Source organism: Desulfonema magnum, assembly GCF_017377395.1.
GTDB lineage: Bacteria > Desulfobacterota > Desulfobacteria > Desulfobacterales > 4be13 > Desulfonema_C > Desulfonema_C magnum.
This window is the reverse complement of record NZ_CP061800.1, coordinates 4752049-4777925: the sequence shown is the minus strand read 5'-3', so window position 1 is coordinate 4777925 and position 25877 is coordinate 4752049. Positions and strand designations below refer to the sequence as shown.

Below are 25877 nucleotides of genomic sequence, written 5' to 3'. Positions count from 1 at the left end.
ATCGAATCGTAAAACCATTATTTTTCAACAGGTTACGGATATCTAAGTACCTAACCATAAGTTTTTGATATTTGCATGGGAAAGAAACCCGGCTTTTTTCCCGGAATAATCCGACGTCCCTGAAGGAAAAAGCCGGGTTTCTCCGCCGTTCACAGAAAAAAAGATGTATAAAAAACTTCTGATCGGGTACTTATCTCATATCCGGCCTTACGGACAAAGGATTTTTCGGAACCGGCAGCACCGGCCGGGAAACCGGACGGGCTGAAAAATACTGTGATTTCAGCCTATATAATTTCCCCCGAACTGGCGAAAATCAGTTTTTTTTCATTTTTTGTCAGATATAACCCACTGTTATACAAAGATATAAACCCAATTTATCCGTTCCTTAACTTTACACCTATGGAAGCGAAACCCACCGAAATTCAGAAAACGGTGGGTTCCGCTTCGTTCCGCCCACCCTACAAAAATTGTAACCGGACAGGTCGAAATTTTTCATACTTTGTTGTGAAAAAACTCCTTTTTTATAAGTCATCCTGAACGGTTATTTCTTTTGAGAGATATAGCTTAAAATTTTTTCTTGACAAAAATAATGGTGTCTGATAGCTATTTTAAATTCTAAAGGGTGCTGTTATGGCTTAATAGGGAATCCTGTGAAAATCAGGAACGGTCCCGCCGCTGTGACCGGGGACGAAATCCGCAATATGCCACTGTCCGGTGTCAGCCGGATGGGAAGGTGCGGAGATTAGGATGAACCGGGAGTCAGAAGACCTGCCTTGAAAAGACTGACAACAATTTTCTGCGTGGTAACAGAACTGTTGCGCTTAAATGAAGAAAAAGGGTCAAGTAAACTGGGTGCAGCCCTTCAGGCTTTTTTAAGGCTTGAAGGGCTTTTTTTGTTCTCTGAATACCGGCGGAGAATTTATCTGAATGGTATCAGAGAAAAGATTCGACTTTCCCGGTGCGTCTCCCGCCGGGGGAATTTTCTCTGATACCTCACCCAGACTTGGAATCAGGGCTTCGGGAAACAAGCAGCGGATTTTTTTTAAGGTGTTAGTATCAGGGTGTTAAGTGTGTTAGATATAAGGTGTTCGGAACTTACAGATTTGTTTTTACTATAGGAAATTATAAAAATTTGCCATAATTACGGGAAAGTCAGATAAGAAAAATCAAAATCTTATCTGACTTTCCTGTATTTTTTGTTCTTCTTAGGCGATTTTCAAAAATAAACATGTCGGGTATATTTTTTGTCGGAAATCGTCTTAACACCTGACACCTGAGACACCTGACACCTTTTTTATCCATTAGTAACAGATCAAAGGGGAAATATCATGAAAACACATAAAATTCTTTTTCTTCCTCATAATCAGGAAATAACAGTTCCTGATGGTCAGACCCTGATTCGCGCAGCCATGGAAGCCGGCGTTCACATTAACGCGTCGTGTGGCGGTGAGGGCGTATGCGGAAAATGCCGCGTCATCATCGAAGAAGGAAATGTTGACGAAGGCATTACTGAAAAGCTGAATGACGATGATCTTGAAAAAGGATACCGTCTGGCCTGTAAGGCGATCATTCGGGGTGACGTCACCGTGCGTGTGCCGGTGGAGTCGGAAGTGGATGCCAGTGTGCTGAATATGCAGCGCACCGCGAGACGAACTGCACAAATCGTACAACCGAATTTTGAAGATCTGAAGGAGCAGGGACTTTTCATACCGCCAGTGGAAAAGATATACCTGGAACTCCCGGAGCCGAGCGTCCAAGATAATTTGCCGGACACCTCAAGACTGGTCAGCTTTCTGAAACTGAACCACGATGAGCATCGGCTGGTGGTGAGTCTGCCGGTTATCCGACAACTTCCGGATATCATGAGAAAAGATAATTTCAGAGTGACAGCCACCCTGGTCCGTCCTGTCCAAAAGGGACGGAAGTCCCACATTATCCGCATAGAGCCGGGAGATACCACAGAGCGTAACTATGCCATTGCCATAGATATCGGTACGACCACCATCTATGGGCAGCTGATTGATCTGAAAACAGGCGAGTCCCTGGCCGAAGCCGCTGATTTTAACGGTCAGATCAGCTATGGGGAAGATGTTATCACCCGTATCGTGTATGCGGAAAAGTCGGGGGGTCTGGAAAAACTGCATGACGTGGTGGTCGGCACGATGAACAAAATCATTAAAAAGATTATCAGAAAAGCCCGTGTTGAACGTGACGAGATATCCTCTGTCACGCTGGCGGGAAATACCACCATGACTCAGCTTCTTCTCAAAGTCAATCCCCGATATATGCGGCGTTCTCCATATGTGCCGGCAGCGACCATTTATCCGCCGATCAATGCGGCCAGTCTGGGGCTGGATGTGGGAGAACACGCGGCTGCCCTTGTTTATCCCCAAATCTCCAGTTATGTGGGGGGTGATATCGTGGCAGGCGTCATGGGATCAGGCATGTATCGTAACGAAGAACTCACGCTTTTTATGGATATCGGCACCAACGCCGAGATCGTGATCGGAAACAAAGACTGGCTGGCATGTGCGGCATGTTCCGCGGGACCCGCTTTTGAAGGCGGCGGAATTCAGTTTGGTATGCGGGCGGCTAAAGGCGCGATTGAGGATTTTTCCATCAATCCGCTGACGCTTGAACCAATGAACATTACCATCGGAAATGTCAGGGCTAAGGGAATCTGCGGGTCCGGCCTGATCATCATGGTTGCTACAATGTTTGAGATGGGAATCCTTGACAGCCAGGGAAAATTCAATCGCGATCTGGACACGTCCCGCATCCGTCAGACTGACGGAATATGGGAATATGTGGTGGTGTGGCAGGAAGACACTCAGATTGACAGGGACATCGTGATCACAGAGGTTGATATTGAGAATCTTATTCGGGCCAAGGGGGCCATCTACAGCGGATGCCAGACCTTATTAGATGAGGTGGGCATGGACATTGACATGGTCGAGCGGATTATCCTGGCCGGAGGGTTCGGAAGCTATGTTGACCTGGAAAAATCCATGACTATCGGGCTGTTGCCTGAAATGGACCCGGATAAGATCACATTTATCGGAAACAGTTCTCTGATGGGCGCAAGAATGAGCGCGTTAAGCAATCATATTCGCTCGGATGTGACAGAGGTTACTCGGAAAATGACCAATTTCGAGTTGTCGGAAACCCGGTCTTATATGGATCATTATGTGGCAGCCCTTTTTCTGCCCCATACAGATATAGCCAAATTCCCAAAACTGAAAGCACGTTTGGAAAACCGTGCGCAATAACTGATATCTGATAAGCAAATTTTTTCGATTGTCTGAATTTATTGATAATTATCAGGCAGGAATTTTATTAAATTCTTGTAGTGAAGCTTGCTTTTATAATTTCCTGATTATAACGGATTTAGGGGAGGCTGCTAAAAGCCCCGCGGGGGGCGACATATTTGTAGCTGCTGCTGCAAATATGCCGCACTTACAGGGCTTGGTCGGCCTCCCCTAAATCCGTTATAATCAGATAATTTCCTATGCACGAACAAAAAACTTATGCATCAGGGGAAAAGAACCGTCGGCGGAGAACCGATATGTCGGAGGTGTGTCTCTTTTTTCAGACATTAAAGCGAAAATTGATAATGTCCCCGTCCTGTACTTCATATGTTTTCCCTTCAAGTCGTACTGTTCCTTTTTTTCTTGCTTCCTGATAAGTCCCCGCGTCCATCAGATCATCGTATGAGATGACCTCTGCCCGTATGAAGCCCTTTTTAATATCTGAATGAATGACCTCGGCCGCGTCAAGCGCCCGGGTTTCTTTTTTTATGGTCCATGCCCTCACCTCATCCTCACCCACAGTAAAGAAAGAGATCAGTCCGAGCAACTCATATGAGCGTTTGATGACCCTGTCCGTGGCCGATGCGGTGATATTGAACTCTGTAAGAAAATCCTCAGCCTCTTCATCCGTCATCTGTGCAAGCTCCTGTTCGAGCTTCCCCCTTATGACCATGCTGTTTTCTGTGAAATCCGCGTCTTTGGGTTCCGGCATATGATCATCATCATCCTCGTTATTAAACAAAACCAGCATGGGCTTTGCTGATAAAAAAGCATACCCTCTCAGAAGATGTGCAAATGCAAGTTCTGAAAATTTTCTTAAAGGAATTTCATTTTCGAGTTTTTTAAGGCATTCGTTCAGAAGAGAGAGTTCTTCCTGCTCAACAGATTTGCCTCGTTTCTTATCAAGTTCCATTCGTTCCAGACGTTTCTCCACCACAACAAGATCAGCAAGAACCAGTTCCTGATCAAGCGTGAGGAAATCCTTATAAGGCGTGGGCGCTTCAAAACCATATCCGCCGAAATTTCGGACCACATGAATCAGCGCGTCACAGTCCCTTATCAAATTCAGGATATTTCGGTCCGCTTTATTTTCATGACGTCCCGGGATATCCGGAAGAAAATATTCCACCTGGGCATAAATCGTTTTTTTGGGTTTATACATATCGCTCAGAACATCAATACGGGCATCAGGCACTCGCAGCGTACCGATACGGCTCTCTCCTTTATGTCCGGCATCAGAGATGTTCTGGGTGAGGGCTTCGAATACTGTTGATTTCCCTGATCCGGGAAGTCCCGTAATTCCAAGCTTCATTTTTTTTACCTCCTGTTATTATATAAATTTCTTATAGTCAGCAGATTGAAAAAGTTCGTAGTTCCGCCTTCAGGCGGTCTGTCTTATGAGTATAAGTCTCTGATTTCACAGAGACCGCCTGAAGGCGGAACTACGAACGGGGCCTGAATTTTCAGTCATTTTCGATCTGCTGATAGTCAGCAGATCGGAAACATTTTGTAAAAGACCTGAAAGGGCGAGTTGATACAGCCAGGGGTAACGCCCCGGATCAGCCCGCCAGTAGCGTCAGATGATAAAAAAAGATACCATACTATTGTTTTTTAGTAAAGCTTCTTCGGACTTCCGGCCCGGTTTTTGAAAAACAAATCTGACTATATGTCTTTAAATAATAATAAAAACAGAATGTTGTCATGTTTGCAGAACGCGGTTTGCAGACATATGTATCAGGCGAAGGCTACCGGATGGGGTTTGCAACCCCTTTTTGCGGGACGGGGTTTTTGCGGGATGGGGTTTGGTTGCCTTTTGCGGGACGGGGTTTGCAACTCCGTCCGAGAGGTTTTCTGATCACCGGCACCAAACATTTCGGACGAGGTTGCAAACCCCGTCCGGCATTCATCTGGGCGAAGGTAGGTTTGAACCACGGATTACACGGATTACACAGATTTTTTTTATCCGTGAAATCCGTGAAATCGTTTGCCGGACGGGGTTTGCAACCCCGTCCGGCATTCATCTGGGCGAAGGCAGGTTTGAACCACGGATTACACGGATTACACAGATTTTTTTTATCCGTGAAATCCGTGAAATCCATCTTAATCCGTGGTTCAGGCACGTTTCTTTTTCTCATGCGTTCTGATCTTAAAATCTTTAGCCCTCATCCCCTGTTTTTTCAGCAAAGTCTGCAAATACGACCGATTCATATTCAGCCGTTTGGACAACGCGGTCACATTCCCTTTTGTCTCAATAAGCCGTTCTTCCAGGAATGCCTTTTCAGCAGCGTCGCTGGCCGCCTTCCTGACTTCATCCAGTGTGAGACTTGTTTCAGACACTGTTGTTTTTGTTTCCTCGGTGCTTGCCGAGGTCGGGCGTATGGTTTCCGGCAGATGTTTCAGATCCGCCACATCATCGGACAGGCAGGAGATACGATAAATGATGTTACGCAGTTCCCGAATATTGCCCCGGTAGGCATAGCTCATCAGAAAATGCCGAAGCCGCGGCGACAGATTTACCTTTGAGCGATTCAGTTCCTTTGATGCCTCCGCACAGAAATAGTCTATGAGCAGCGGTATTTCATCACGCCGCTCACGCAGGGGCGGCAGAGTCACGCTGATGACGCTCAGACGATAGTAAAGGTCTTCCCGAAAACGTCCCTCCAGCATCATCTCATACAAATTACGATTGGTGGCCGCGACCACCCGGGGACCTACACAAATCACCTCATCTGAGCCAACCCGCTGAATCTCTCCGCTTTGCAGCACCCGCAGAAGCTTCACCTGACTCTCCGGGGGAAGTTCTCCGATTTCATCCAAAAAAATGGTCCCGCTGTCAGCAGCCTCGAATTTTCCCTTACGCGCTTTGTCCGCTCCGGTAAACGCGCCTTTGGCATGACCAAAAAGTTCGGATTCCAGCAACGTGGAAATAATGGCACCGCAGTTGACGGAAATAAAGGGTTTTTCAGAGCGGTTGCTGTTGGCGTGGATGACCTTGGCGAGCAATTCCTTTCCGGTCCCGCTTTCGCCTTCCACCAGGACAGGTAAATCGGTTCCTGCCGCTTTTTCAAGTGTTTCCAGAACTTCCAATAATTTGGGATTATCCCCGAACACCCCTTCGAACACAAAACTGCGGTCTGAAAGCGCCTGCCGACGCTGCCCTGTCGGGGTGTTCTGCTGAGATATCCTTTCACAAAGCTTTTGTTTGTATCTTTCCTCTCCTGAGAGAAGCAGGATATCCTGCCGTAATTCATTGGTCTGACGGAGAATTTTCTGAATACCGGCACGGTTGAGCTGAGGCGTCCATCGCAGGCTTGAACGGACAATCTCAAGACGCTCCAATGTACGGGAAAATGAAGGAGAAGTATAAAATTTCATTTTTTAGTTTTCAATGCCTCCCATCTGCTTTTGAATAAGCTGAAAATACATGCCGCCTTTTTCAAATAATTCCTGATGTGTTCCCTGCTCCACAATGGTTCCTTTATACAACACCAGTATCCTGTCAGCATTCATGATGGTACTCAGGCGGTGTGCGATGATGACCGCGGTCCGCTTTCTGAGGATTTCGCGCATGCTCATCTGAATATGGTTTTCAGATTCACTGTCCAGGGCAGAAGTGGCCTCATCAAAAATCAGAAGCCCGGGATTATGATACAGCGCGCGGGCAATGCAGATACGCTGAATCTGTCCCCCGGAAAGGCCCGTGCCTCGCTCCCCCACCATCTGCTCATATCCCAAAGGCAGATTACTGATGAATCCGTGGGCATCCGCCAGTTTGGCGACCTCTGTAATTCGTCGGGGATCCGGATTCTGATCACCAATGGCGATATTTTCAGAAACCGTCCCTGAAAAAAGCGAGTTGGTCTGCATGACATAGCCGATCTGCCTGCGGTAATATTCCATATCAAGCATATTAATGTCGTAGTCATCCACGTGAATCTTGCCGTCAGCAGGTTTGTAAAAGCCCATCAGCAGGTTGGCAAATGTACTTTTCCCGGACCCGCTGCGTCCCACAACCGCCACGGTTGAACCGGCCTTTATTTCCAGATTGATATTTTTCAGAATATAAGGGGTCGTCTTATCTCCGTAGCGAAAATAAACATCTTCAAAGCGTATGTCACCCTTCAGGTCCGGGAGGATGACCCTGGAGGAGATATTCTCCGGTTTCTGTTCAGGTTCCAGTTCCAATACATCTCCCAGTCGCTCCATTGAAACCAGGGCTTCCTGAAGTTCGTCCCAAATTCCCACCATGCCCATAATCGGAGCCATGACACTGCCAATCAGCGCGTTGAACGCCATCAGCTGACCAATACTGAGTTCCTGCGTAAGCACCATCCGGGTTCCGACCCACAAAAGCGTCAGATGGGTCCCTGCCTTGAACACGCCGCTGAAGATGCCTACAAGGGCGGTGAACATTTCCGCACGATAGCGAAGATCAAGGGTTTTTGAATATTTCTTCTCCCATTTCAGGCGCATGGCCCGTTCAACCCCCATGCCTTTGACAATTTCCGCACTTCCCAAAGTCTCCACAAGCATGGATTCCGCATCCGCTCCCGCGTAAAAGGTGCGCCGGGCATAATCTTTGTATTTGGGCGTCGCAGCCAGGGTCAGCAGAACAATTGGCGGCACAAACGCAAGCAGAATCAGGGTGAGTTTGACATTATAAATGAACATCACCGTGAAATATGTGAAAATCATCAGCGTGTTTAAAACCGTGCTGATACTCCCCTCCGTCATAAATCGGCGGATGGTATTGTTTTCATGGAAACGGGCGATGATATCACCGGTCTTGCGTTTGGCAAAGAAACTGATGGGGAGTGACAGCACATATTTGTAGAAGTGAGATATCATGTTGAAATCCAGCTTCCGGATCATAAAATTTGAGAGATAAACGCTGAGGAATCCTGTAAGATGACTGAATATCATTGTGATCGCCAGCCCTAAAATCATGACATTGAGAAGATCAGGACTTTGATGGACCACCACCCGGTCCAGAATATTCTGGATAATCAGGGGCGGCGCGAGTCCGAGTATCTGAATAATGAGAGCTGCAAAAAACAGGTCCAGCAAAACTTTTTTAAAGGGTCTGAGATAGCCTGCAAAACGGAGCCAGGGAGACTGTTCCACTGCAATCTCCGCGAGTTTGTCCGTGGCTGAGAACAGCAGGCAGTTTCCTGTCCATCCTTTCTCAAACGCCGACAAGGACATTTTTTTGAATCCCACAGCCGGATCCGCGACCCATACATGGTTTTTAGAGACACCATAGACAACAATATAATGGTATCCTTCCCAGTGGGCAATGAACGGAAGATCAAATCCCAGCAGGGTGTTGTATGTGCATTTGACCCCTTTGGTGACAAATCCGAGGGATTCGCCCACGCGGGCAAGACTGTCCATGGTGGCACCGTCGGTGGTCACATTGGCCATTTCCCTCAGTTTGCCGAGGGTCATGGGAATATCGTAATGCTTGCAGATCATGGCCAGGCACGCGGCCCCGCAATCTGTTTGTTCGGCCTGTTCCACAAAGGGAAACCGCTTTATAATTTGTTCTCCTGACTTGGACTTGGACCGGGTATCAAACAGAAACCCTTTTTTTCTGCCTTCCGCAAGTTTTCTGTGACGTTCAATCTCTTTTTCCGTAAAAGCAATGCGATCCTCCAGAACATTACGGATATCCGGATTGTTTTTTATAATAAAATGAACTGTTTTTTGAGGGACCACCATGAGAACTGCGTCCGTTTTGGCAATAGCGGAAGCCTGCTGAACCGAATATTTGAGACATGCTTTTTCGCCAAAGATTTCTCCGCTTCCCAGGACTTTTAAAGGATATGTTGTTCCCTCTTCCTCCCTGACGATATTTATCTCGCCGTGTCGGACAATATACAAACTCCGGTCCTCGGCTGAATCCTGGCTAAGAATTTCCTGCCCGGCCTGTACGCGTCTGACGCCCAGTTCTTCAATAATGGACTGAATTTCTGTTCGGCTGACCTTGGACCGGAGGTTAAAAAAATGAGTTACAAAACCGCCTGTGACCTTTAAAGCAACATATCGTGTCATAAAATGCCGGGCGGTCTCGTTTCTGTTCAACAAATCCATGATCACTTCGCGAGAGAAGAACAGAATTTCTGTTTTAGCCGAAGACCGTACAGAATACTCTGTCAGCGTCTCTTTCAATGCCGAGATTTCGTTGAAAGTATCTCCTGGCCCCCGAATACCGAAGCTCTTTTCTTTGCCTTCGCTTTCAGTGAAAAGCCTGACCTTGCCTGATTTGACAAGACACAGACCCTGCCCGGGATCGCCGGCTTTCAAAATGGCTGTCCCGAAATCATACTGACTGCTCTGGGCATGTATGGCTAAATATTTCAGCTCGTTGGGATTAAAAGAGGAAAAAACCTCCACACTTTCAAGGAATTTTATGATGGATGACGTTCTCAACGGAAGGTCTCCTTTATTGGTATTTATTTGTTTTCATATTCTCTGAACCCTGATTAAAGGATTAAAAGATTCACGGGATGAACCAGCCATTTCCGCTGGCGATCTTTAATCACGGGAAATTTTTTACCATGAAAATATAACTGGGAAGCCGGGTTTTTTAAACGGGTCTTTTTTCATCTCAGGGCGTGAAAAACCCGGCTTCGTTTCATTCACTTTAATCAGGGTTCGGACTTCTCATTTCTCACTAAAACCTTACAGAGTGTTCTTTCAGACGTTCATTCAGCCATTCGTCATAAATCGCTTCGGATATCTTTTCTCTGGCGGACTTGTCCAATCTGGCCGGATGTATGGCAGTGACCCGGATGATCTCATACAATTCTTCCTCGCCCACCTGAAAAGGACCGAGAATATCGTCCGCAGACGCGTTGAAAACTTTTGCTTCAACCTCATCGGGCAATATCCCCCGCCTTACTTCCGGGATATACCCGCCTGTATTTTTTGTCTCATCATCAAGAGAGTATTCTCTGGCAAATTCATCAAAATTCTCCGGTTCCTCATCCAGCAGTGCAATGAATTCCATTGCTTTTTCTCTGCCTTCCACGACAATATGTTTGATATCCGCTGTATCAAATCTGGGTGCGTTCAGATTAAAATACGCGGCCACAGCCTCCTCGGTGGTAAGCGTGTCAATCATCTTTTTCTTAAAAACATGCTCCGTGATAAAAGTCTCAAAATCCTCCGGAGTGATACCAATTCTCTCGATCCATTCATGGGTCTCTTTGGCCCGGTGAAGCCCTATGCACCGCCTGAAATCATCGGCCATCTGCTGAACTTCTTCCGTTGAGACAGTTATGCCCCTTTTTTTTGCTGCATGGACAGTCACCTTGTTACGGATAAGCTTTTTCATCAGTTCCGAAAATTCATTGGAAAATTTAAGAAACTTTATAAACTGGTCTGCTGAAATAGCTTCTTCGTCAATTTTGAGTAATGTACTCATTTATCCTCCCCTGATAATTGATAATTGAGAATTGAACCCCGAAACTTGACATTCGGATTTTCAAGCAGATATGACTGTTCCGAATTTCAATAATTTTCAATTTTCAATTCCCTTAAATTTTCTGAAGGGATCCAACGCCAAGTCTATTAACCGGCGTTTCTGAACCACGATTTCTGCTTCGGCGGTCATGCCATATTTTAATTCTGTTTTTTTGTCATTTACCATGAAATAATCCTGTTCCAGCCCCACGCGCCCCTTATAAAAAGGCGATCCTTCATTTGAGGATTCTGCATTGGGAGATATGTATTCCAATGTGCCTTTGATGAATCCGTATCGCTGATAAGGAAATGCTGCAAATTTTAATTTTACCGACTGACCTGCCTTGAGAAGCCCCCGATCCTTATCTTGGATATTAATGCGCAAAATTTTTTCAGCGTCCGCTGGCGCTATGGAAACCAGAGGGGCTTCTGATTTCACTTTTTCTCCTCGCTGGGTGGAAGCAACATAAGTGATGACACCGGATACCGGGGCACGGACTTTCAGAAAATTATCTTCGTCAAGATCATCAAATGTTACCACAGACGCAGCCTCCCATGCGGCATGGGCAGAACGGTATTTCATATTTAACTGTTTTTCTTCGTTTTCCATCTGCATTATCTTGCTGTCACGTTGGAACCGCAAGGTCAGCAGTGCGATATATGCATCTCCGAGTTTTTTACCGGCCTGGGTTTCCTGCTTGCTGAATTCAAGCTCCAGCTTCTCCACGTCAATCCTCAAATTCTGATAAGCCGTTTCAGCTTTAATATACTGAAGTTCTTTCTCTTCAACTTCTTTTTTGGAAACACCTCCGTTTCCCGGTGTTTCATATAGCCTCACATATTTTTCATAGGCCCGTTTTGCCATGTCCCTGTTATTTTCAGCTTCCTCGAAGCTGAGGCTGGTTTTCTTCAACTGGTGCTTCTGAGTTGTGGGAAGATTTTGAAATTTCTCCTTTTTAAGCTGGTTGTAATCCTTCCCTTTCTGTCTGAGCTGTTGTTTAATGTTTTCGATCTCTTTTTCTAAGAGTCTCTTTTTTTGTGGAAAAATTTTTTTCTCAAGCTCGGCCTTCTCAAGCTGCATTTTTGCCTGGTCAGCGTCGGCCGCGGCTCTGATAGCCCCGGCTGCCTTGATGCGGGCCAGAAGATCGCCCCTGGATACCGGCATTCCCTCTTTCACATAAATGTCAATCAGCTCACCGGGCGTCGGTGTATAGACACGAATCATCTCTGAGTTGGCGTCAAGTTTTCCCTGCGCCATAATAACTACATTGGCTTTTCCATAGAAAGACCATACAAACACGGCGAACAGGAGTCCTATGAGTATATAGATAACTCCGTGAACAAAAGGTGAGGATTTTTTTGTAAGAATCTCAAATCCTTCTGCACCGCATTCTTCAAGTGCATCTGTAAAATGTTCTGATTTTTTTTTCGCTAACATCAGTTATTTTCCTTTGAAGATTCGGATGATAATCTGAGTTTTGCTAATGATATCGTATGATTTTTATTGTTTCTGAAAGTAGAGCGGGCATGCCTCAGTTCCTTTCGGGTACTGAGAAGCGTGTCAACTCTGGCAACAAAAGGTTCTGTTTGAAAGCAGAGATTGTCCGGCACTCCGGGGTCTTCAGGCCATTGTTCTGAATTTATCTTTTCCCGGAGCCTCATATAGTTTGCCAAATCCTCGTTTAAGGCTTCCAGACCCCCGATCGCCGGAAATTTTCGTTTAAATTCGTTTATCGTCAACATCAGTGCCGATGGCCTGTCCGTGTCCAACATCTTATCAATAGTGGTTTTAAAATCCTGAATCACACCGGAATAAAGGCGTTTCTGAGCCTGAAGTCTTTCCAAACAGCGGTAAATACGATCTGGTGGCAATTCCGTGTTTTCTTTCCCTATCTGGTTAAGAAGACAACGAATATCATTTTTTTCTCTGTCCCACTGAGTGAGAAGCGATTCTGTGCGAATCTCATCCTGGAATATGACAATGGGTGTTCCGGGACTGCGCTCAAAAAAATATTCCTCAATTTCCGCAATCCAGTTCAAAAGTCTGACTGTTTTCAGTCTCTCAGGAAGATCACTGTTTTGTTTTGTCATATCTTCAAGAAATTTTCGTGCCTCGCTGAAATGTCCGTGCTTTAATTGCTGTGCCCAGCCATGATGCAAAATATCTTTGACAATCGCCTCTGTTTCGATTTTACACAAGTTTTTATTCCGGGGGTTCTCACGCAGCACATTCTCCACATATGCCAGGCATTCTCTGCATTTTCCCTGCTCCATCAGGTTCATGGCTTTATGTTCGGATGATTTGAAAACTGTTATCCATCCGGTTGCTGTCATCACAAGAAGAGTCAGAGAAATCAGCAGCCATCGCCTGTGTTTATAAGCATCCCCCGAATTACCCCAAAACTCCGCGAGTATGGTCTTGAAAAAAGAAAGCCATGGTCTGCCGGGTCTTCTCTTTTTACCATCACCCGGCCGGATTCTCTGTGATTTGCATCCGCAAAAAAGCAAGTTAAGGAATGATAAAGGGCTGCTTATGTAAACTGTTTTATCTTTGTTATCTGATTTCATAGCGTTCATACCTTCATTTCCGAAGTTTTTAAAATTTCAGAAGATTTTTCCTTGTTCTCGTCTTCAGAGGGAACTGAATCGCTCATAAAGGTCTCTTCAGGCCAGCCGCCTCCCAAGGCTTTAAACAACGTAACCGTATCATCCAACATATAACGCTGAAGGTCCAAAAGTGCTTTTTCAGAGGTGAAAAGCTCCCGTTCCGCGTCCAGGATTTCCAACTGAGAGATCAGCCCCATCTCAAATTTGGCAAGGGTCTGTGCGTGAATCTCTCTCATATGCGCCACCTTTTTTTCTAAAATCGTCTTCTGTTTTGACCGTATATCCATATCTGCCATCAGGTTTTCCACTTCTTCAAATGCTTTCATAATGGTTTTACGATACTCATTTTCAGCGATATTCAGCTGGACTTCGTTAATAGAAACCTGGATTTTCCGACGACCTGCGTCAAATATGGGTAATGAAATTCTCGGTCCGAATCCCAATGTCCACTGGCTGAAAAAGGTTGACAATGCCGAAGCGGACAAGCCCGCGTTTCCACTGAAAGATATGGACGGAAGCCTGTCAGCTATGGCGTCATTTACCCGATAATGCGCCTTGATCACCCGGTATTCCGCGGCAATGATATCCGGACGGCGGGATAAAAGATCCGAAGGCACTCCGACAGGAATCCTGACAATCTGCGGGTCTCCCCATAATGTGGTATCCGGTATTTCCCCTTCTCCCGCGGGCATGCCCAGCAATGTTGCAATTTTATTTTCCAATCGCTTCCGGTTTCGTTCCAATTCCAACAATTCTTTCTCTGAATTCTTTACTTCAGCATCCTGTCTTGACACTTTCCATTCAGGAATAAGTCCTTCTGAATGCTGATTTTTATAAATGGAGCGTCTCTTCAGGTTATCTTTATAAAATTTCCGTGTGATATTCTTTTGTTTGTCTATCTGACGAATATTAAAATAAGCCTGTGCGATTTCCGAGACCAGTGTCAGATATCCTCCCTGATAATTCACCTTGCTTTCTTTATATCCTGCTTCTGCTGTCAGACGGTTTCTTTTCTTTTTTCCCCACAGATCAATTTCCCAGCTGACATCAGTTCCTGCACTTATGTATTGATATCCGCCAGGATTTGTATTATTATCAAGGTTTTGAGCATTATATTGTGAATCATCTTTCTGATCAAATGGGTCAGATTCATTGTGTAAATTTTGCTGATCAAAAGATTCTGACCCGTACTGTGTGCCTCGGTAAAATTTCGTGTCTGTTGAAAAATTGACATTCGGCAAATGCCCGCCTTTTTCCTGGTCTGTGGTAAGTTTCGCTTCCAGGACTCGCTCGGACAGGATTTTCAGATCAAGGCTTTCTGAAACAGCTTCTTCTATCAATGTGTTCAGATAAGGATCGCTGAAATTTGTCCACCAGTTGACCTGAATAATTTCGGAGGGGGACAAATCCGCAGCACCTGATTTGCTCCAGGCGTCTTTTTCTTGAATTTCAGGGCGATGGTACGCCGGTCCCACAGCGCATGAGTTTAAACTTATAAAAGTTAAAATCAGGATGCCAACCTTAAACACTTTTTTCATAGAATTCCTCCTTTATAACTCAAAATTTGAAACATAAATTATTTTTTAATATCTGACAGCTGGCACCTGATGCCTGAGACCTGTCAGAGAAATGAAACCATATCATGACAGGGAAAATCATTTGAAGGGGAAAGCTATCCTGAACAAAGGGAAAAAGTCAATGGGGTGAAAGGAGTATTCAGGGGTGGAAATATTCTACTGCCTGACCCGGCTTGATTCTGACAGATCAGGCCGCCGAAGACCTTCGAAATTCTGAAGACCTCGGATAACTTATGTTATCCGTCAGAATCATCGCGGTGAGACACGATTCTCAGCTCACGTTAATTCTGAGGAAATTCTGAGTGTTTCGGTTCGAAAAAATTCAAATAACAGTTATGACCCGTCAGTCACAATGAAAGATAAAACTTTCAGAGTTTTTCATAACACTTAACACTGAACGCCTGACACTTTCATATATAAGGAAGCGGGAAATTATTGACAAAATAGAACTAAGGAAATACAATAATTGGTTAAAAAAGATAACTATTTGGATAAAATGATTTAACTTTGTTAAAGATTTTTGTTAAATAGAGGTATCAGAAATGGATTTTGAAAAATTCATGAAATCATCGGAGACCTTTGGTGAGCGAACCCGCAGCCCGGGAATGTTTAAGGACCTGGATGCGACTGAACTTTACTGTCCGAAATGCAAACGGGCGGTTCCTGTTCGCAAGCGACTTCTTCTTGTGCTTCCCGAGGGTGATAAATATGAATATCGGTGCGTATTTTGTGCCGAATCTGTGGGAATGAAAACAGATCGGCGTGAAAAAAATATGACATTAATTGTCTGACAAGTACATGAGCGAGAGTTTTTAAGCGGGGAAGAAACCCGGTTTTTTCACCAGGCGGCTTCTCTGGCGGGGAAAAGCCGGGTTTCTCAGATGCCCGTCTTTTCCCCCGGCCGGGACGCGGGAAGAAACCCGGCTTTTTTCACCAAGCGGCTTCTCCGGCGGGGAAAAGCCGGGTTTCTCAGAGGCCCGTCTTTTTTGCCCCGGCTGAGACTCGGGAAGAAACCCGGCTTTTTTATATCGAAAAATTTATGGTTAGGTACTTCGTTCACTCGGACCTGAATAATCTGAATCCGAAGCATATTTTTTATATTTTCTGACAAAATATCTAATCCTGTTAAATTGGTAAATATCAAAAAAATCAAAAAGTTGTAATTTTGAATAATGCTCGGATGATTATGCTAAAAATCTGTGTACAGGACAAAAAGTTGCAGCGCAGGAAAGAAACCCGGCTTTTTCCCCCGGACGAGGCGATTTCCCCTGTCGGAAAAAGCCGGGTTTCTTTGGCACTTATCTTTTTTGTCCTGTACACAGGCTAAAAATACAAAAGAAAGGACATGTCAAAGATTAAAACTAATTTTTAACTAATTTTGAATTTCATTATCTGAAATTCGTTTTTTATTTTATCAAAAAAATGAAGTTGTAAGAAAAGGGGTAATTTGTAATGCTCAGACTAATGCGGGACCATGCCACGAGTTGGTTAATCAAAATCATTTTGGGTGCAATTGTTATTGTGTTTGTATTCTGGGGAGTCGGAAGCTTTCGCGACAAACGTATCAACAAAGTCGCATTTGTCAACGGAGAGTCAATCAGCATGGATGAATATCGGGGGGCCTATAACAAACTGATTGAGCGATACAAGCAATTCGGAACCAAGTTGAACGGAGATATGATAAAACGGCTTGAAAAGCAGACGTTGGATGGACTGATTGACCAGAGTCTTATGCGCCAGGAAGCGGAAAAACTCAGTTTCCGGGTTTCTGATGACGAGCTTGCCGACACCATTCAGAAAATGGAAGTGTTTCAGAGGGACGGCGTGTTTGACAGCCGTCTTTACACGAGGGTTTTGAATGCCAACAGACTGACGCCTGAGCAGTTTGAGGTGATGCAGAAAGAGGGAATGCTGATCAGTAAGCTCAGATCTTTTATATTGGACAACGTAAAAGTTTCTGATCAGGAGGCCATGGAATGGTTCAAATGGAACAACGCATCGGCAAACATTGATTATGTGGTGTTTGAACCAAATAAATACAAGGATATTGAGCCTTCGGATGAAGATATCTCAGCCTATTATGATAGTAAAAAAGAATCCTATAAAACCGAACCTGAAGTAAAAGCGCAGTTTCTGAGTTTTGTCCCTGGAACATACAAATCAGAGGCAGAGGTTTCAGATGACGAAATACAGGACTATTATGAGGCAAATCCGGAAGAATTTAAAAAAGAAAAAACAGTTCAGGCACGGCATATTCTGATAAAGGTGGAAAAAGACAGCTCTCCTGAAGTGGTTGAAGAGAAAAAACAAAAAGCTGCCGAGATTCTGGAAATGGCAAAACGCGACAGAGATTTTGCAGAACTGGCAAAAGAATATTCAGAAGATGCGGGCACCAAGGTCAGGGGAGGAGACCTCGGGGAATTTGACAAAAAAAGAATGGTAAAACCTTTCGCTGATGCGGCGTTTTCCATGAAAGCCGGAGAAATCAGTGACTTGGTAAAGAGCCAGTTCGGATGGCATATCATCAAGGTTGAAAAAGTCAATGAAGCATCCGTCCTTTCACTTGATGAAGCAAAAGAAAAAATAACCAGAAAACTGACAGATAAAAAAGCAAAAGATATTGCCTATGATAAGGCAGAGGAATTTTACGATTCTTTTTTTGAAGGAGATAATCTCGCGGAAATTGCAAAAGCGCAAAACCTCGCCATTAAAACCACAGCTTCTTTTACTCAAAAAAAAGGCCCTGCAAAAGGGGTGAGGAATCGTCGGAAATTCGCAACAGCCGCGTTTAAGCTTGAGCCCATGGGGATCAGTGAAATCGAAGACCTGGGAGACGGATATTATATTATCCAGACGATTGAGAAAACAGCTGAAAAAATAGCTGAATTTGAAGATGTGAAAGAAAAGGTGCGGGCTGATTTCATAAAGGAAAAACAGGATGAAAAGGCAGCCAAAGATGCAAAAGCGTTCCTGACAGCCTTAAAGAACGGTGGTTCCATGGACACGGAAAGCGAAAAATCCGGTCTGACGCTGAAAACGACTGATTTTTTTAAGCGCAATGAGGCGATTCCTGAAATCGGATATGAACGTGAGATTATCCAGGCAGCGTTTAAGCTTTCAAATGAAAACAATTATCCGGAAGATGTCATAAAAGGAAGAAAAGGTTATTATGTTATCCGCTTGAAAGAAAGAAAAACGCCTGAGCCGGAAGCATTTGACAAAGAAAAGAAAACCATAAAGGAACGGTTGCTGCAACAGAAGAAGTTCAAAACCTTTGATGCCTGGCTCTCAAAAGTAAAAGACGGAAGTGAAATTACCATTGAAGCGGATTTTCTGAATTAAGCGCATTTTCTGAGGGAACTTCATGTAAATAACATACCCGATTCAGATCGCCGTGTTCACGCCACATTTCGGGTATTTTATTTTTTGAAAAAATCCCTGAATAAAGAGGTTGAGAATGACAGGAAGAACAAAAAAATGCCCATATTGTCATGTTGTATTGAAAGCCGAAGATAAAAAATGCTTTAGCTGTAAGCACAAAGTCGGTCCCCCCAACGAGTTCGGCATTGCCGAAAAACCCACGGACTGGATGAGTTATATTGTTGCTATTGTGGCGACAGGGGGATTTATTTATTTTGTATATTGGCTTTTTTTCTTGAAAGAAAGCGGGCAGTAAAAATTTTTATATGTTCAACATCCCCTGTCCTCTTTTTCCAAAGAGGGAAAAGTTTGTCTGTTAAGCTGGAGGGAAAGGAGTGCTAAAATTTCATTTTAGCAATTTCACGGGAACTCCGGGCAAATCATATACCATATTCGGAAAAATCCGGGGTCGGCGAGGCAAACTAATGCCCGCCCCGGACAGATACGCGGATGTGAAGCCCGGGGAGCTTTGGTTTGCAGACCCCGCCCTGCCGGATATAATGTAATTTCAGCACGCCTTCCGCTTCAAAAGACTTTTTTTACCATACAGAAAGGAAGATATAAAATGCCAACCCTGACAGATAAAGATCAGAAAACGCTGCTTAAACTGGCTCGTTCTGTTATCACGTCAGAGCTTATAAAAAGTTCGGACACAGAAAGACCCGCTGAAATTTCCTCTGTGCTGGCGGAAAAACGGGGCTGTTTTGTCACTTTGCACAAAAAAGGGGTCCTGAGAGGCTGTATCGGTACCATTGAACCTGTAAAGCCTCTGATTTCCTGCGTGGAAGATAACGCATTAAACGCTGCTTTCCGAGACCCCCGTTTTCCGCCTTTAAAAGCAAACGAACTCCCTGATATTGATATTGAGGTCAGTGTACTCACGGTCCCCCGGATACTTGAACATAAAGATGGCAAAGAACTGAAAGCAAAACTGAACCCGGGTGTTCACGGTGTCATCTTATCAAAAGGATGGCACAGTTCCACTTTTCTGCCTCAGGTATGGGAACAGCTTCCTGACACACAGATTTTTTTAGAACACCTTTGTCAGAAAGGGGGAATGGAAAAAACGTGCTGGATGGACAAAGACACGGTTGTAAAAGTATATGAGGCGGAATATTTTTCCGAATAAACAGCCATGACCCGTCAGAGATTTAGCGTTTTTCCTAACACCTAACACCTAACACCTAAAACTTAATACTCTCTAAAATAGAAAGGAATTATCCAGATGTCAGACAATGTTGAGACTCAGAAAGATTTAAACCATGAAGATACTGCCCGCCTTATTTTAGATATGTTTCATCGCACCATGGTTCACCATACCCTCTGGTTTACCGAAGTAAGGCATCAGATGGGTACGGAAAAAGCCCTTGAAATGCTGAAAACGGCATGGGAAAAGAGTTATGGGATCCAAATGAAAAGACTTTCAAAAATACTGGGATTTGAAATGAAAGACGGAATCCCGGCTCCTATGCTGAATATGTCAAAAGAATCCCTTGACGAACTTCTGAACACTGTCGCGGTAAACTGGCTTGCAAATGACGGCGTATGGTTTCAATCTGTAGAATTTAACCAGGGTATGATTGACGCCAAACGTTGTAATGATTCATGCTGGGCGCATTTTTCTCCGTTTGAGGCATGGTCTATTAAAAATTTTCTGGGCCTTCCTGAAAATCCGGGAATTGAAGGACTGAAAAAGGCGCTGAACTTTCGCCTTTACGCAACCATTAACACCCAGTCCATTATTGATGAAGGGCCTGACTGCATTGTGTTTCAAATGAATGAATGCCGCGTTCAGGTGGCAAGAAAACGCAAAGGACTTGATGACTATCCGTGCAAATCCGTTGGCAATGTTGAATATCCCTATTTTGCAAGGGCCATTGATAAAAGAATCATAACCGAATGCATCGGATGTCCCCCGGATGAGCATCCTGATGAATGGTACTGCGCATGGCGTTTTAAAATTGAGAAATAGGAATTCAGAACGCAGTTGAACCACGGATTAGCACAGATTAAGGAGATTGCACAGATTTTTTTAATCTGCGAAATCTCCTTAATCTGCGTTAATCCGTGGTTCAGATCTGCCCTGAAATTTCCGACCATTTCTGATTTAATCCCCCCTCACTTGAATGTCTCCGAACCCAAGCAAATATCATGCCAGTCAGGATGATTTTCCGTTTTTTAGCCGATTTTTCCTCTAATTTGCCATCAAATGTTTTGACAAAAGCCGCGTGTAAATGAAATATATGGCACATACAACGATTTGTTATATGTCAAATTCAATTGGCGTTATTGAGCAAAACATGGCGGTGGCTGCCAACTTGCTAAGACTGCGGCGGCAGTTTTTTTATAGGAACCCGGGATGTCAATGAATATGCTGAAAAAATGTTTTTGGATGTTAATGCTCATTACTTTAACAGCATTGCTGCCTCTGTGCGAGGGCTTTGCTGAAGAGAGTCATGACATGGAAATGACGGGAACGATTTCCAAGGAAGATTGGCCCGAAGATCAGGAAGAGGAGCGTAAGCTGTTAGATATTCTGGAAAAATATACCGAAATAGCCACCAAAACCCGCGTGAATGCTGATTTTGTTCCCGGAATGGTCACGGTGCTTTATGGGGATGAACTGGAAACCCGGGGAATCGGGACAGTCGCAGAAGCCATGTCTTTGGTTCCCGGAATCAATTTTTCTCTCACATCTGACAAGCTTGGAAAGACAGTGGTGAGAGGAATTCCGAGAATTTTTGCATCGGGCCATATCAAAGTGCTTTTAAACAGCGTCCCTCTGACAACAGCATTCGGCATTGATCCGGTTCCCAATATGCCGATGGAACAGGTGGAACGAATCGAGATCATGCGGGGTCCCGGTTCCGCCATACACGGTGAATTTGCTTATGCCGGTGTGATGAACATTATCACTCGCAAAAAAGGCACCCGGGTTTTCGGAGATTTGGAGAGAGATAATACTTATAAAGGCGGCGGCATGTTTTCCTGGCGTCATCCGGATAAAGATTTCAATCTGAGTCTGAACGTCGCAGGCCTCAATTCAGCGGGGGCAGATATCAGTAATCCCGGAACATTCCGTGTGATGTCAACCGCGGGTATGCCTCCTTCCGGTCCTGATGCGCTTCCTGACAGGGAAACAGATGACGTTTCTGTCCTCTCCCCTCCTGATCCGTTTCCTGAAGCAGAAACAGAAGACAAATATCCGCTTCCGCCTGTGGAGGAAGCAGAATACAGTTCCGATATTTCTGATAATACCAGGGACCAGGAAAGAGATTACAGATCAGGCATATTTACCCTGAATTACAAAAATTTTTCCTTAAACACCCATTGGTTTGAAAATGATCATGACGATTTTTATCAGACGGATCAGTGGGGGGTGTCAGCCAGTCACAAATTAAAATTTTCTTCGCGGCTTTGCGCCAATTTAAACCTGGGATGGCAGGAGCGAAAATTTGAAACAGAAAATAGCGGTGCTTATCCGGATGAACTTACGGATCTGTATCCAAATGCTGAGATTTACGGATTCAATTACAATGAAAGCTTGTTTCACGGCGGCCTCGCACTGACGTGGAAACATGGAAACCGGCACACGTCACTTTTGGAGTGGGCTTTTTCCAAGTCAGCCTTGAAAGACGTATGGCGTGAAAACGATGCCGAGTCACCAGTGGTCTCTCCCGTGTCCGTAAGGGATTCGTCCCCGGAGATCGGATATGGGCAGCATTTTGAAGGCAAAGACCGGCTGATAAACAGTCTGACAGCACAGGATGAATTTCGCGTCAGCGATCAGCTCACCCTTACCGCGGGTCTGAGATATGATCATTATGATGACATCGGAGACAAATTCAGTCCGAGACTTGCCGCGGTCTGCCGCTTAAATAAACGCCCCGGCGCAGCCTCACGGCATATATTGAAAGCCCAGTACGCGCGGGCGTTCCGTCCCCCCACTTTTCTGGAAATGTATGCGCCGGATAATCCTCTTGCGGATATTTCAGATATCGAATCCGAGACCATTGACACTTATGAGTTCGGATATGTGTTCAGGAATTTCAATACCATAAGCCGGATCACCCTTTTTTATTCCGATCTCAAAGCAAAAGTCGAAGACATGCAAAAGGCACCTGAACAGTTTCGTACCAAAGGCGTGGAACTGGAGTTGGAACGGCCCCTTATCCCGGACATTCTGAAACTGGACACCAATTTTTCCTACGCGGAGACTGAAAACCGGGACACAGGGAAAGAAATACCTGAGGCAGCGGACTGGCTTGCAAATGTCGGTCTCATATATCAGCCCTGTCCCAGGCTGTTATTCGCGTTACAGTATCGCTATGTCAGTGAGCGAAACGGAGAACCGGACAGACACAGCCCGGAGAGTTATCACACTGTGGATCTGACCGGCAATGTGTTCGATCTTGGCTTCAAGGGACTGACCCTGAGTGCAGGCGTCAAGAACCTTTTTGAAGAAGATATTCGTTATTATTCCGGCCCGGACCAAGTGGAGAATAATTTTCCAGACTCGGATGATTCCGATCCCGGTCAGTGGTGGTGGATAAAAATTGCTTATGAATTTTAAAGTGATAACAAGTGGAGGCTCAAATTTCCCACTTCTCTTTTCTCACTTCTCAATTCCAAAAGGGGTTTATGTATCGTGTATCGTGACCAGCTAAAGTCGGTATGCCAGACATTCATATCAGTATTTATGCTTGTTCTGTTCCTTGCGTCCGGGAATCTTGTTGCGGGTGAGAGAGAGGATTGGCGCGTTCGGACAGGGCTTGACGTGTTTGCGAGTTTGCTGGCCGCGGACCAGGATATAGCCAAAAAGCAGGGACCCGATGGCAAACTCCTTCTGATACTGATGTATTCAGACAAAAAGGAGCGGGCTGAAGATATGGCCCGTGATCTGATGAGAATTGGAAATATCAGCAAGATACCGATACGGGTTGAAACGGCCGCTTCTCTGACAGGCTATGAGAAGGTGCCTGTGGCAGGTGTTTTTTTAACTCAGAAAGTTACACATGAATTCGGAGCTGTCATGCGTTACGGCATAAAGCATCGAATCATTATTTTTTCCCCTTTCCAAGGAGACGTGGAACGCGGCGCATCCGGCGGAATTCTCATCAGCGACCGAATCCTTCCTTATCTCAATCTGGAAACCATGCACCTCTCTGATATCCGAATCAAACCGTTTTTTCTAAGAATCGCTGAAACACCATGATGATTAAATACCCGGACAAAATTTTTCGATATTTGTCCGGGGAAGAAACCCGGGTTTTTCTCATGGAATCAGTTCCTTCTCCCGGCGGAAAAAACCCGGGTTTCTCTGCCCCTCACAGAAAAAAAATGTATGAAAAATTTTTGCTCAGATACTTAAATACCTGGACAAAATTTTTCGATATTTTTATCCGAAATGCTTAAAACATCTTAAAATTATAGTATTTTTTTATATCTGACATCAACCAGCCCCTGTAAAAAACATCCCAGCAGGCTTGCCGAGGTCATGGTAACGCCCTCCACATTCCTTTCGATTAATATGGAAAGCACATTTGTGCTTTTTTTAAAAATTTCAAATGCCACACGGTGAACAAGCATTTGCACATCATTATTGGAAAGAAGGGTCTTATAATGTTCCGGGTGATCCGAATGAGGAAACAGAAAATACAACCATCGCCGGGGAAGTTCTTCGACAAAAAGCTTCTCAAGGAGTCTTATGGTATAAATATCCGGATCAAACGCAGGATCAATATCGTAAAGCACACCGTCAAGGGTAAAAAAAGCTTTTCTGAAAAGCAGCAGATCCCGGGGAAAGCGAATACCTCTGAGGGTTGTCTGATCAATGAGAAGGAATATTTTTTTCACCAGCTGGCAGTCCTCATACTCAGGGCTGGCCATAATTTCAGAGATAATTTCATCCACCTTTTTTAAGGTCAGGGGGTCTTCTTTGAAATTTTCATCTGAGAGTTCTCCTATTGCGTCAAGAATAAAATTCTCATCATTTAAGACAACACCAATCGCCAGCCAGAGGATATTCATTCTCTGACGTTTTGACAGATACCCTGCCTGACTCCAGTCCAGAAGCACCACTTTCATATCTCCCTGTATTTCATCTTCAAACGCATAAATATTCCCTGCATGGGGATCGCCGTGAAAAAGTGTTTGTGCTTCGTGGGAAAACAGGGGATGACAAATAACCGTTTTATACAGGGCCCGGGCGCACATTTTTCTGTCTTCTGAATTCATATAAGCGTCGGTGATTTTGCAGCCTTTCATATATTCCATGACTGTAATGTTTTCAGTGGAAAACGGAAGGAGGCGGGGGATGAGCGTGGCTGAGGTGTTTTTGCCATAAAAAGGAAGCGCTTTCTTCAGATTTTCCTGCTCACCTCGGAGATCAATTTCTTCTTCAAGGGCTATTTTTATGTCTTTGAATGTTTCTACAAATCTGAAGTTTTTAAGGGTGTAGTGATCTCTTTTTTTATCAAAGAAAAAAGCCAGTTCGTCTAAGAGTTTTAATTCTTCGTCAAGATGCTCTTTTACCAGCGGTTTGAGCGTTTTAAAAACACCTCTTGCGCTTTTGCCTGTGTCGGGGTCTGTCCACATAAATGATATGACAGCTCCCACGCTGGCCTCAGCAAGCACCTCATTGTCCATTCTGATGGAAAAGGTTTCGGCAACATCGCTCATTTCATTGCTGATTTTATCCCGGAGTTCAGCAAAGCTGACGCTGTGAAAATCGTTTTCCAGGCAAATCAGCCATTTTCTGAAAGAGGCTTCGACATTCCGGTTGCGAGCGATGATCTGCCCCAGTTTGTGAAGCGTGGGAATATGCCCGGCAAGATGAAGGAGCCGCTCTTCCACAGCAGCATCTTCTTTGAGCAGGAGCTGGTCAACAACAAGTTTTATAAGCCGGGCAGAAGATAAGTTGGAAAGGAGGAACAATATCCCGTCATGAACGATCTCCCGGTAATCACCATAGATTTCGGGTATGATATCAGAAGGCTTTGTTATGTGGAGAATCTCCTCGGCTGCCCGGGTTTTGAATTTTTCCATGTCCGCGTCCTGGGCAGCGGAGAGTAAAAAAGCCTCTAAGTCATGGCGATTCATGGACCCGGAAAGTTTTTTTATAAATTCTTTCTGATCTTCAAAATTAAAATTATCTATCATGGCAAGACCGCCTTTGCTGTTTTTTGGGAAAAATCAGATTTATGCTGATGGAAATATTCCAAAACCGGCATCCTTCACAAAAGCTGAAAACTGGCAAATGGAGAATGCCCCAAAACCTTTTCAATCTGCTGCTTTTTTAACGCCATGTGCAACTTTTTTTAACCGTGGATATCACGGACAAACAACTGCCACAAAGACACGAGGACACAAAGATACACAAAGAGCCATCGCGGGACTTCGTGCCTTTGTGTCTTTGTGGCATTATAAGTTGCACATCGCGTTTTTTATATTTTTTAACATAACATAAAAAATATTTTTCGGAAAGTTATTTTTGTTT

16 protein-coding genes and 1 riboswitch are annotated in these 25877 nt (G+C 44.6%); of the genes, 8 read left to right on the top strand and 8 right to left on the bottom strand.

The features are described from left to right. Positions 1–603: 603 nt before the first annotated feature. Positions 604–790: riboswitch (cobalamin riboswitch) on the top strand. Positions 791–1328: 538 nt separating this feature from the next. Next, the gene (locus dnm_RS18355; RefSeq protein WP_207678357.1) at positions 1329–3269 is read left to right on the top strand and encodes an ASKHA domain-containing protein; all 1941 of its coding nucleotides are present in this window, start codon (positions 1329–1331) and stop codon (positions 3267–3269) included. Between the two features lie 319 nt (positions 3270–3588). Here the strand turns inward: dnm_RS18355 and dnm_RS18350 are convergent, their stop codons facing one another. From dnm_RS18350 to dnm_RS18320, 7 genes are all read right to left on the bottom strand, one after another. Continuing rightward, a complete protein-coding gene (locus tag dnm_RS18350; RefSeq protein ID WP_207678356.1) occupies positions 3589–4620 on the bottom strand; it encodes a DUF933 domain-containing protein in 1032 nt (343 codons plus the stop codon). An 800-nt stretch (positions 4621–5420) separates the two neighbouring features. Continuing rightward, a complete protein-coding gene (locus dnm_RS18345) occupies positions 5421–6683 on the bottom strand; it encodes a sigma-54 interaction domain-containing protein (RefSeq protein WP_207678355.1) in 1263 nt (420 codons plus the stop codon). A 3-nt stretch (positions 6684–6686) separates the two neighbouring features. Further along, entirely contained in the window at positions 6687–9740 is a 3054-nt protein-coding gene (locus dnm_RS18340; RefSeq protein WP_207678354.1) for a peptidase domain-containing ABC transporter, read from the bottom strand. A 244-nt stretch (positions 9741–9984) separates the two neighbouring features. Then, positions 9985–10737 (bottom strand): peptidylprolyl isomerase, encoded by a 753-nt coding sequence (locus dnm_RS18335; RefSeq protein ID WP_207678353.1) that lies wholly within the window; start codon positions 10735–10737, stop codon positions 9985–9987. Between the two features lie 96 nt (positions 10738–10833). After that, positions 10834–12213 carry a beta-barrel domain-containing protein gene (locus dnm_RS18330; protein ID WP_207678352.1) on the bottom strand — a complete coding sequence of 460 codons (1380 nt, stop codon included), beginning with the start codon at positions 12211–12213 and terminating at the stop codon, positions 10834–10836. Continuing rightward, positions 12213–13352, bottom strand: coding sequence for a hypothetical protein (locus tag dnm_RS18325; RefSeq protein WP_207678351.1), 1140 nt, complete (start codon positions 13350–13352; stop codon positions 12213–12215). The genes dnm_RS18330 and dnm_RS18325 overlap by 1 nt, the downstream gene beginning before the upstream one ends. Further along, a complete protein-coding gene (locus dnm_RS18320) occupies positions 13349–14920 on the bottom strand; it encodes an efflux transporter outer membrane subunit (protein WP_207678350.1) in 1572 nt (523 codons plus the stop codon). The genes dnm_RS18325 and dnm_RS18320 overlap by 4 nt, the downstream gene beginning before the upstream one ends. Positions 14921–15501: 581 nt before the next feature. Here dnm_RS18320 and dnm_RS18315 point away from each other — a divergent pair. The 7 genes from dnm_RS18315 (at position 15502) to dnm_RS18285 (ending at position 23594) form a co-directional block, all read left to right on the top strand. Then, positions 15502–15750, top strand: a complete 249-nt coding sequence (locus dnm_RS18315) for a hypothetical protein (protein ID WP_207678349.1) — start codon at positions 15502–15504, stop codon at positions 15748–15750. Between the two features lie 661 nt (positions 15751–16411). After that, positions 16412–18301 carry a peptidylprolyl isomerase gene (locus tag dnm_RS18310; RefSeq protein WP_207678348.1) on the top strand — a complete coding sequence of 630 codons (1890 nt, stop codon included), beginning with the start codon at positions 16412–16414 and terminating at the stop codon, positions 18299–18301. Positions 18302–18416: 115 nt separating this feature from the next. Continuing rightward, a complete protein-coding gene (locus dnm_RS18305; RefSeq protein ID WP_207678347.1) occupies positions 18417–18635 on the top strand; it encodes a hypothetical protein in 219 nt (72 codons plus the stop codon). A gap of 309 nt (positions 18636–18944) precedes the next feature. Further along, positions 18945–19508: an AmmeMemoRadiSam system protein A gene (gene amrA / locus dnm_RS18300; protein ID WP_207678346.1), complete on the top strand. Its 564-nt coding sequence runs from the start codon at positions 18945–18947 to the stop codon at positions 19506–19508. A 96-nt stretch (positions 19509–19604) separates the two neighbouring features. After that, a complete protein-coding gene (locus dnm_RS18295; RefSeq protein WP_207678345.1) occupies positions 19605–20351 on the top strand; it encodes a DUF6125 family protein in 747 nt (248 codons plus the stop codon). Between the two features lie 399 nt (positions 20352–20750). Beyond that, positions 20751–22952, top strand: a complete 2202-nt coding sequence (locus tag dnm_RS18290) for a TonB-dependent receptor (RefSeq protein WP_207678344.1) — start codon at positions 20751–20753, stop codon at positions 22950–22952. Between the two features lie 126 nt (positions 22953–23078). Beyond that, a complete protein-coding gene (locus dnm_RS18285) occupies positions 23079–23594 on the top strand; it encodes a hypothetical protein (protein ID WP_207678343.1) in 516 nt (171 codons plus the stop codon). 212 nt (positions 23595–23806) lie between these two features. On the opposite strand, the gene dnm_RS18280 is transcribed toward dnm_RS18285, so the two are convergent. After that, a complete protein-coding gene (locus dnm_RS18280; RefSeq protein WP_207678342.1) occupies positions 23807–25540 on the bottom strand; it encodes an AarF/UbiB family protein in 1734 nt (577 codons plus the stop codon). Positions 25541–25877: the final 337 nt, after the last annotated feature.

What these genes read in the sequence shown, in the direction of transcription:
- dnm_RS18355 (WP_207678357.1), top strand. Translation starts at nt 1,329, where the DNA reads ATGAAAACACATAAAATTCTTTTTCTTCCTCATAATCAGGAAATAACA.
- dnm_RS18350 (WP_207678356.1), bottom strand. Translation starts at nt 4,620, where the DNA reads ATGAAGCTTGGAATTACGGGACTTCCCGGATCAGGGAAATCAACAGTA.
- dnm_RS18345 (WP_207678355.1), bottom strand. Translation starts at nt 6,683, where the DNA reads ATGAAATTTTATACTTCTCCTTCATTTTCCCGTACATTGGAGCGTCTT.
- dnm_RS18335 (WP_207678353.1), bottom strand. Translation starts at nt 10,737, where the DNA reads ATGAGTACATTACTCAAAATTGACGAAGAAGCTATTTCAGCAGACCAG.
- dnm_RS18330 (WP_207678352.1), bottom strand. Translation starts at nt 12,213, where the DNA reads ATGTTAGCGAAAAAAAAATCAGAACATTTTACAGATGCACTTGAAGAA.
- dnm_RS18325 (WP_207678351.1), bottom strand. Translation starts at nt 13,352, where the DNA reads ATGAACGCTATGAAATCAGATAACAAAGATAAAACAGTTTACATAAGC.
- dnm_RS18320 (WP_207678350.1), bottom strand. Translation starts at nt 14,920, where the DNA reads ATGAAAAAAGTGTTTAAGGTTGGCATCCTGATTTTAACTTTTATAAGT.
- dnm_RS18315 (WP_207678349.1), top strand. Translation starts at nt 15,502, where the DNA reads ATGGATTTTGAAAAATTCATGAAATCATCGGAGACCTTTGGTGAGCGA.
- dnm_RS18310 (WP_207678348.1), top strand. Translation starts at nt 16,412, where the DNA reads ATGCTCAGACTAATGCGGGACCATGCCACGAGTTGGTTAATCAAAATC.
- dnm_RS18305 (WP_207678347.1), top strand. Translation starts at nt 18,417, where the DNA reads ATGACAGGAAGAACAAAAAAATGCCCATATTGTCATGTTGTATTGAAA.
- amrA (WP_207678346.1), top strand. Translation starts at nt 18,945, where the DNA reads ATGCCAACCCTGACAGATAAAGATCAGAAAACGCTGCTTAAACTGGCT.
- dnm_RS18295 (WP_207678345.1), top strand. Translation starts at nt 19,605, where the DNA reads ATGTCAGACAATGTTGAGACTCAGAAAGATTTAAACCATGAAGATACT.
- dnm_RS18290 (WP_207678344.1), top strand. Translation starts at nt 20,751, where the DNA reads ATGCTGAAAAAATGTTTTTGGATGTTAATGCTCATTACTTTAACAGCA.
- dnm_RS18285 (WP_207678343.1), top strand. Translation starts at nt 23,079, where the DNA reads ATGCTTGTTCTGTTCCTTGCGTCCGGGAATCTTGTTGCGGGTGAGAGA.
- dnm_RS18280 (WP_207678342.1), bottom strand. Translation starts at nt 25,540, where the DNA reads ATGATAGATAATTTTAATTTTGAAGATCAGAAAGAATTTATAAAAAAA.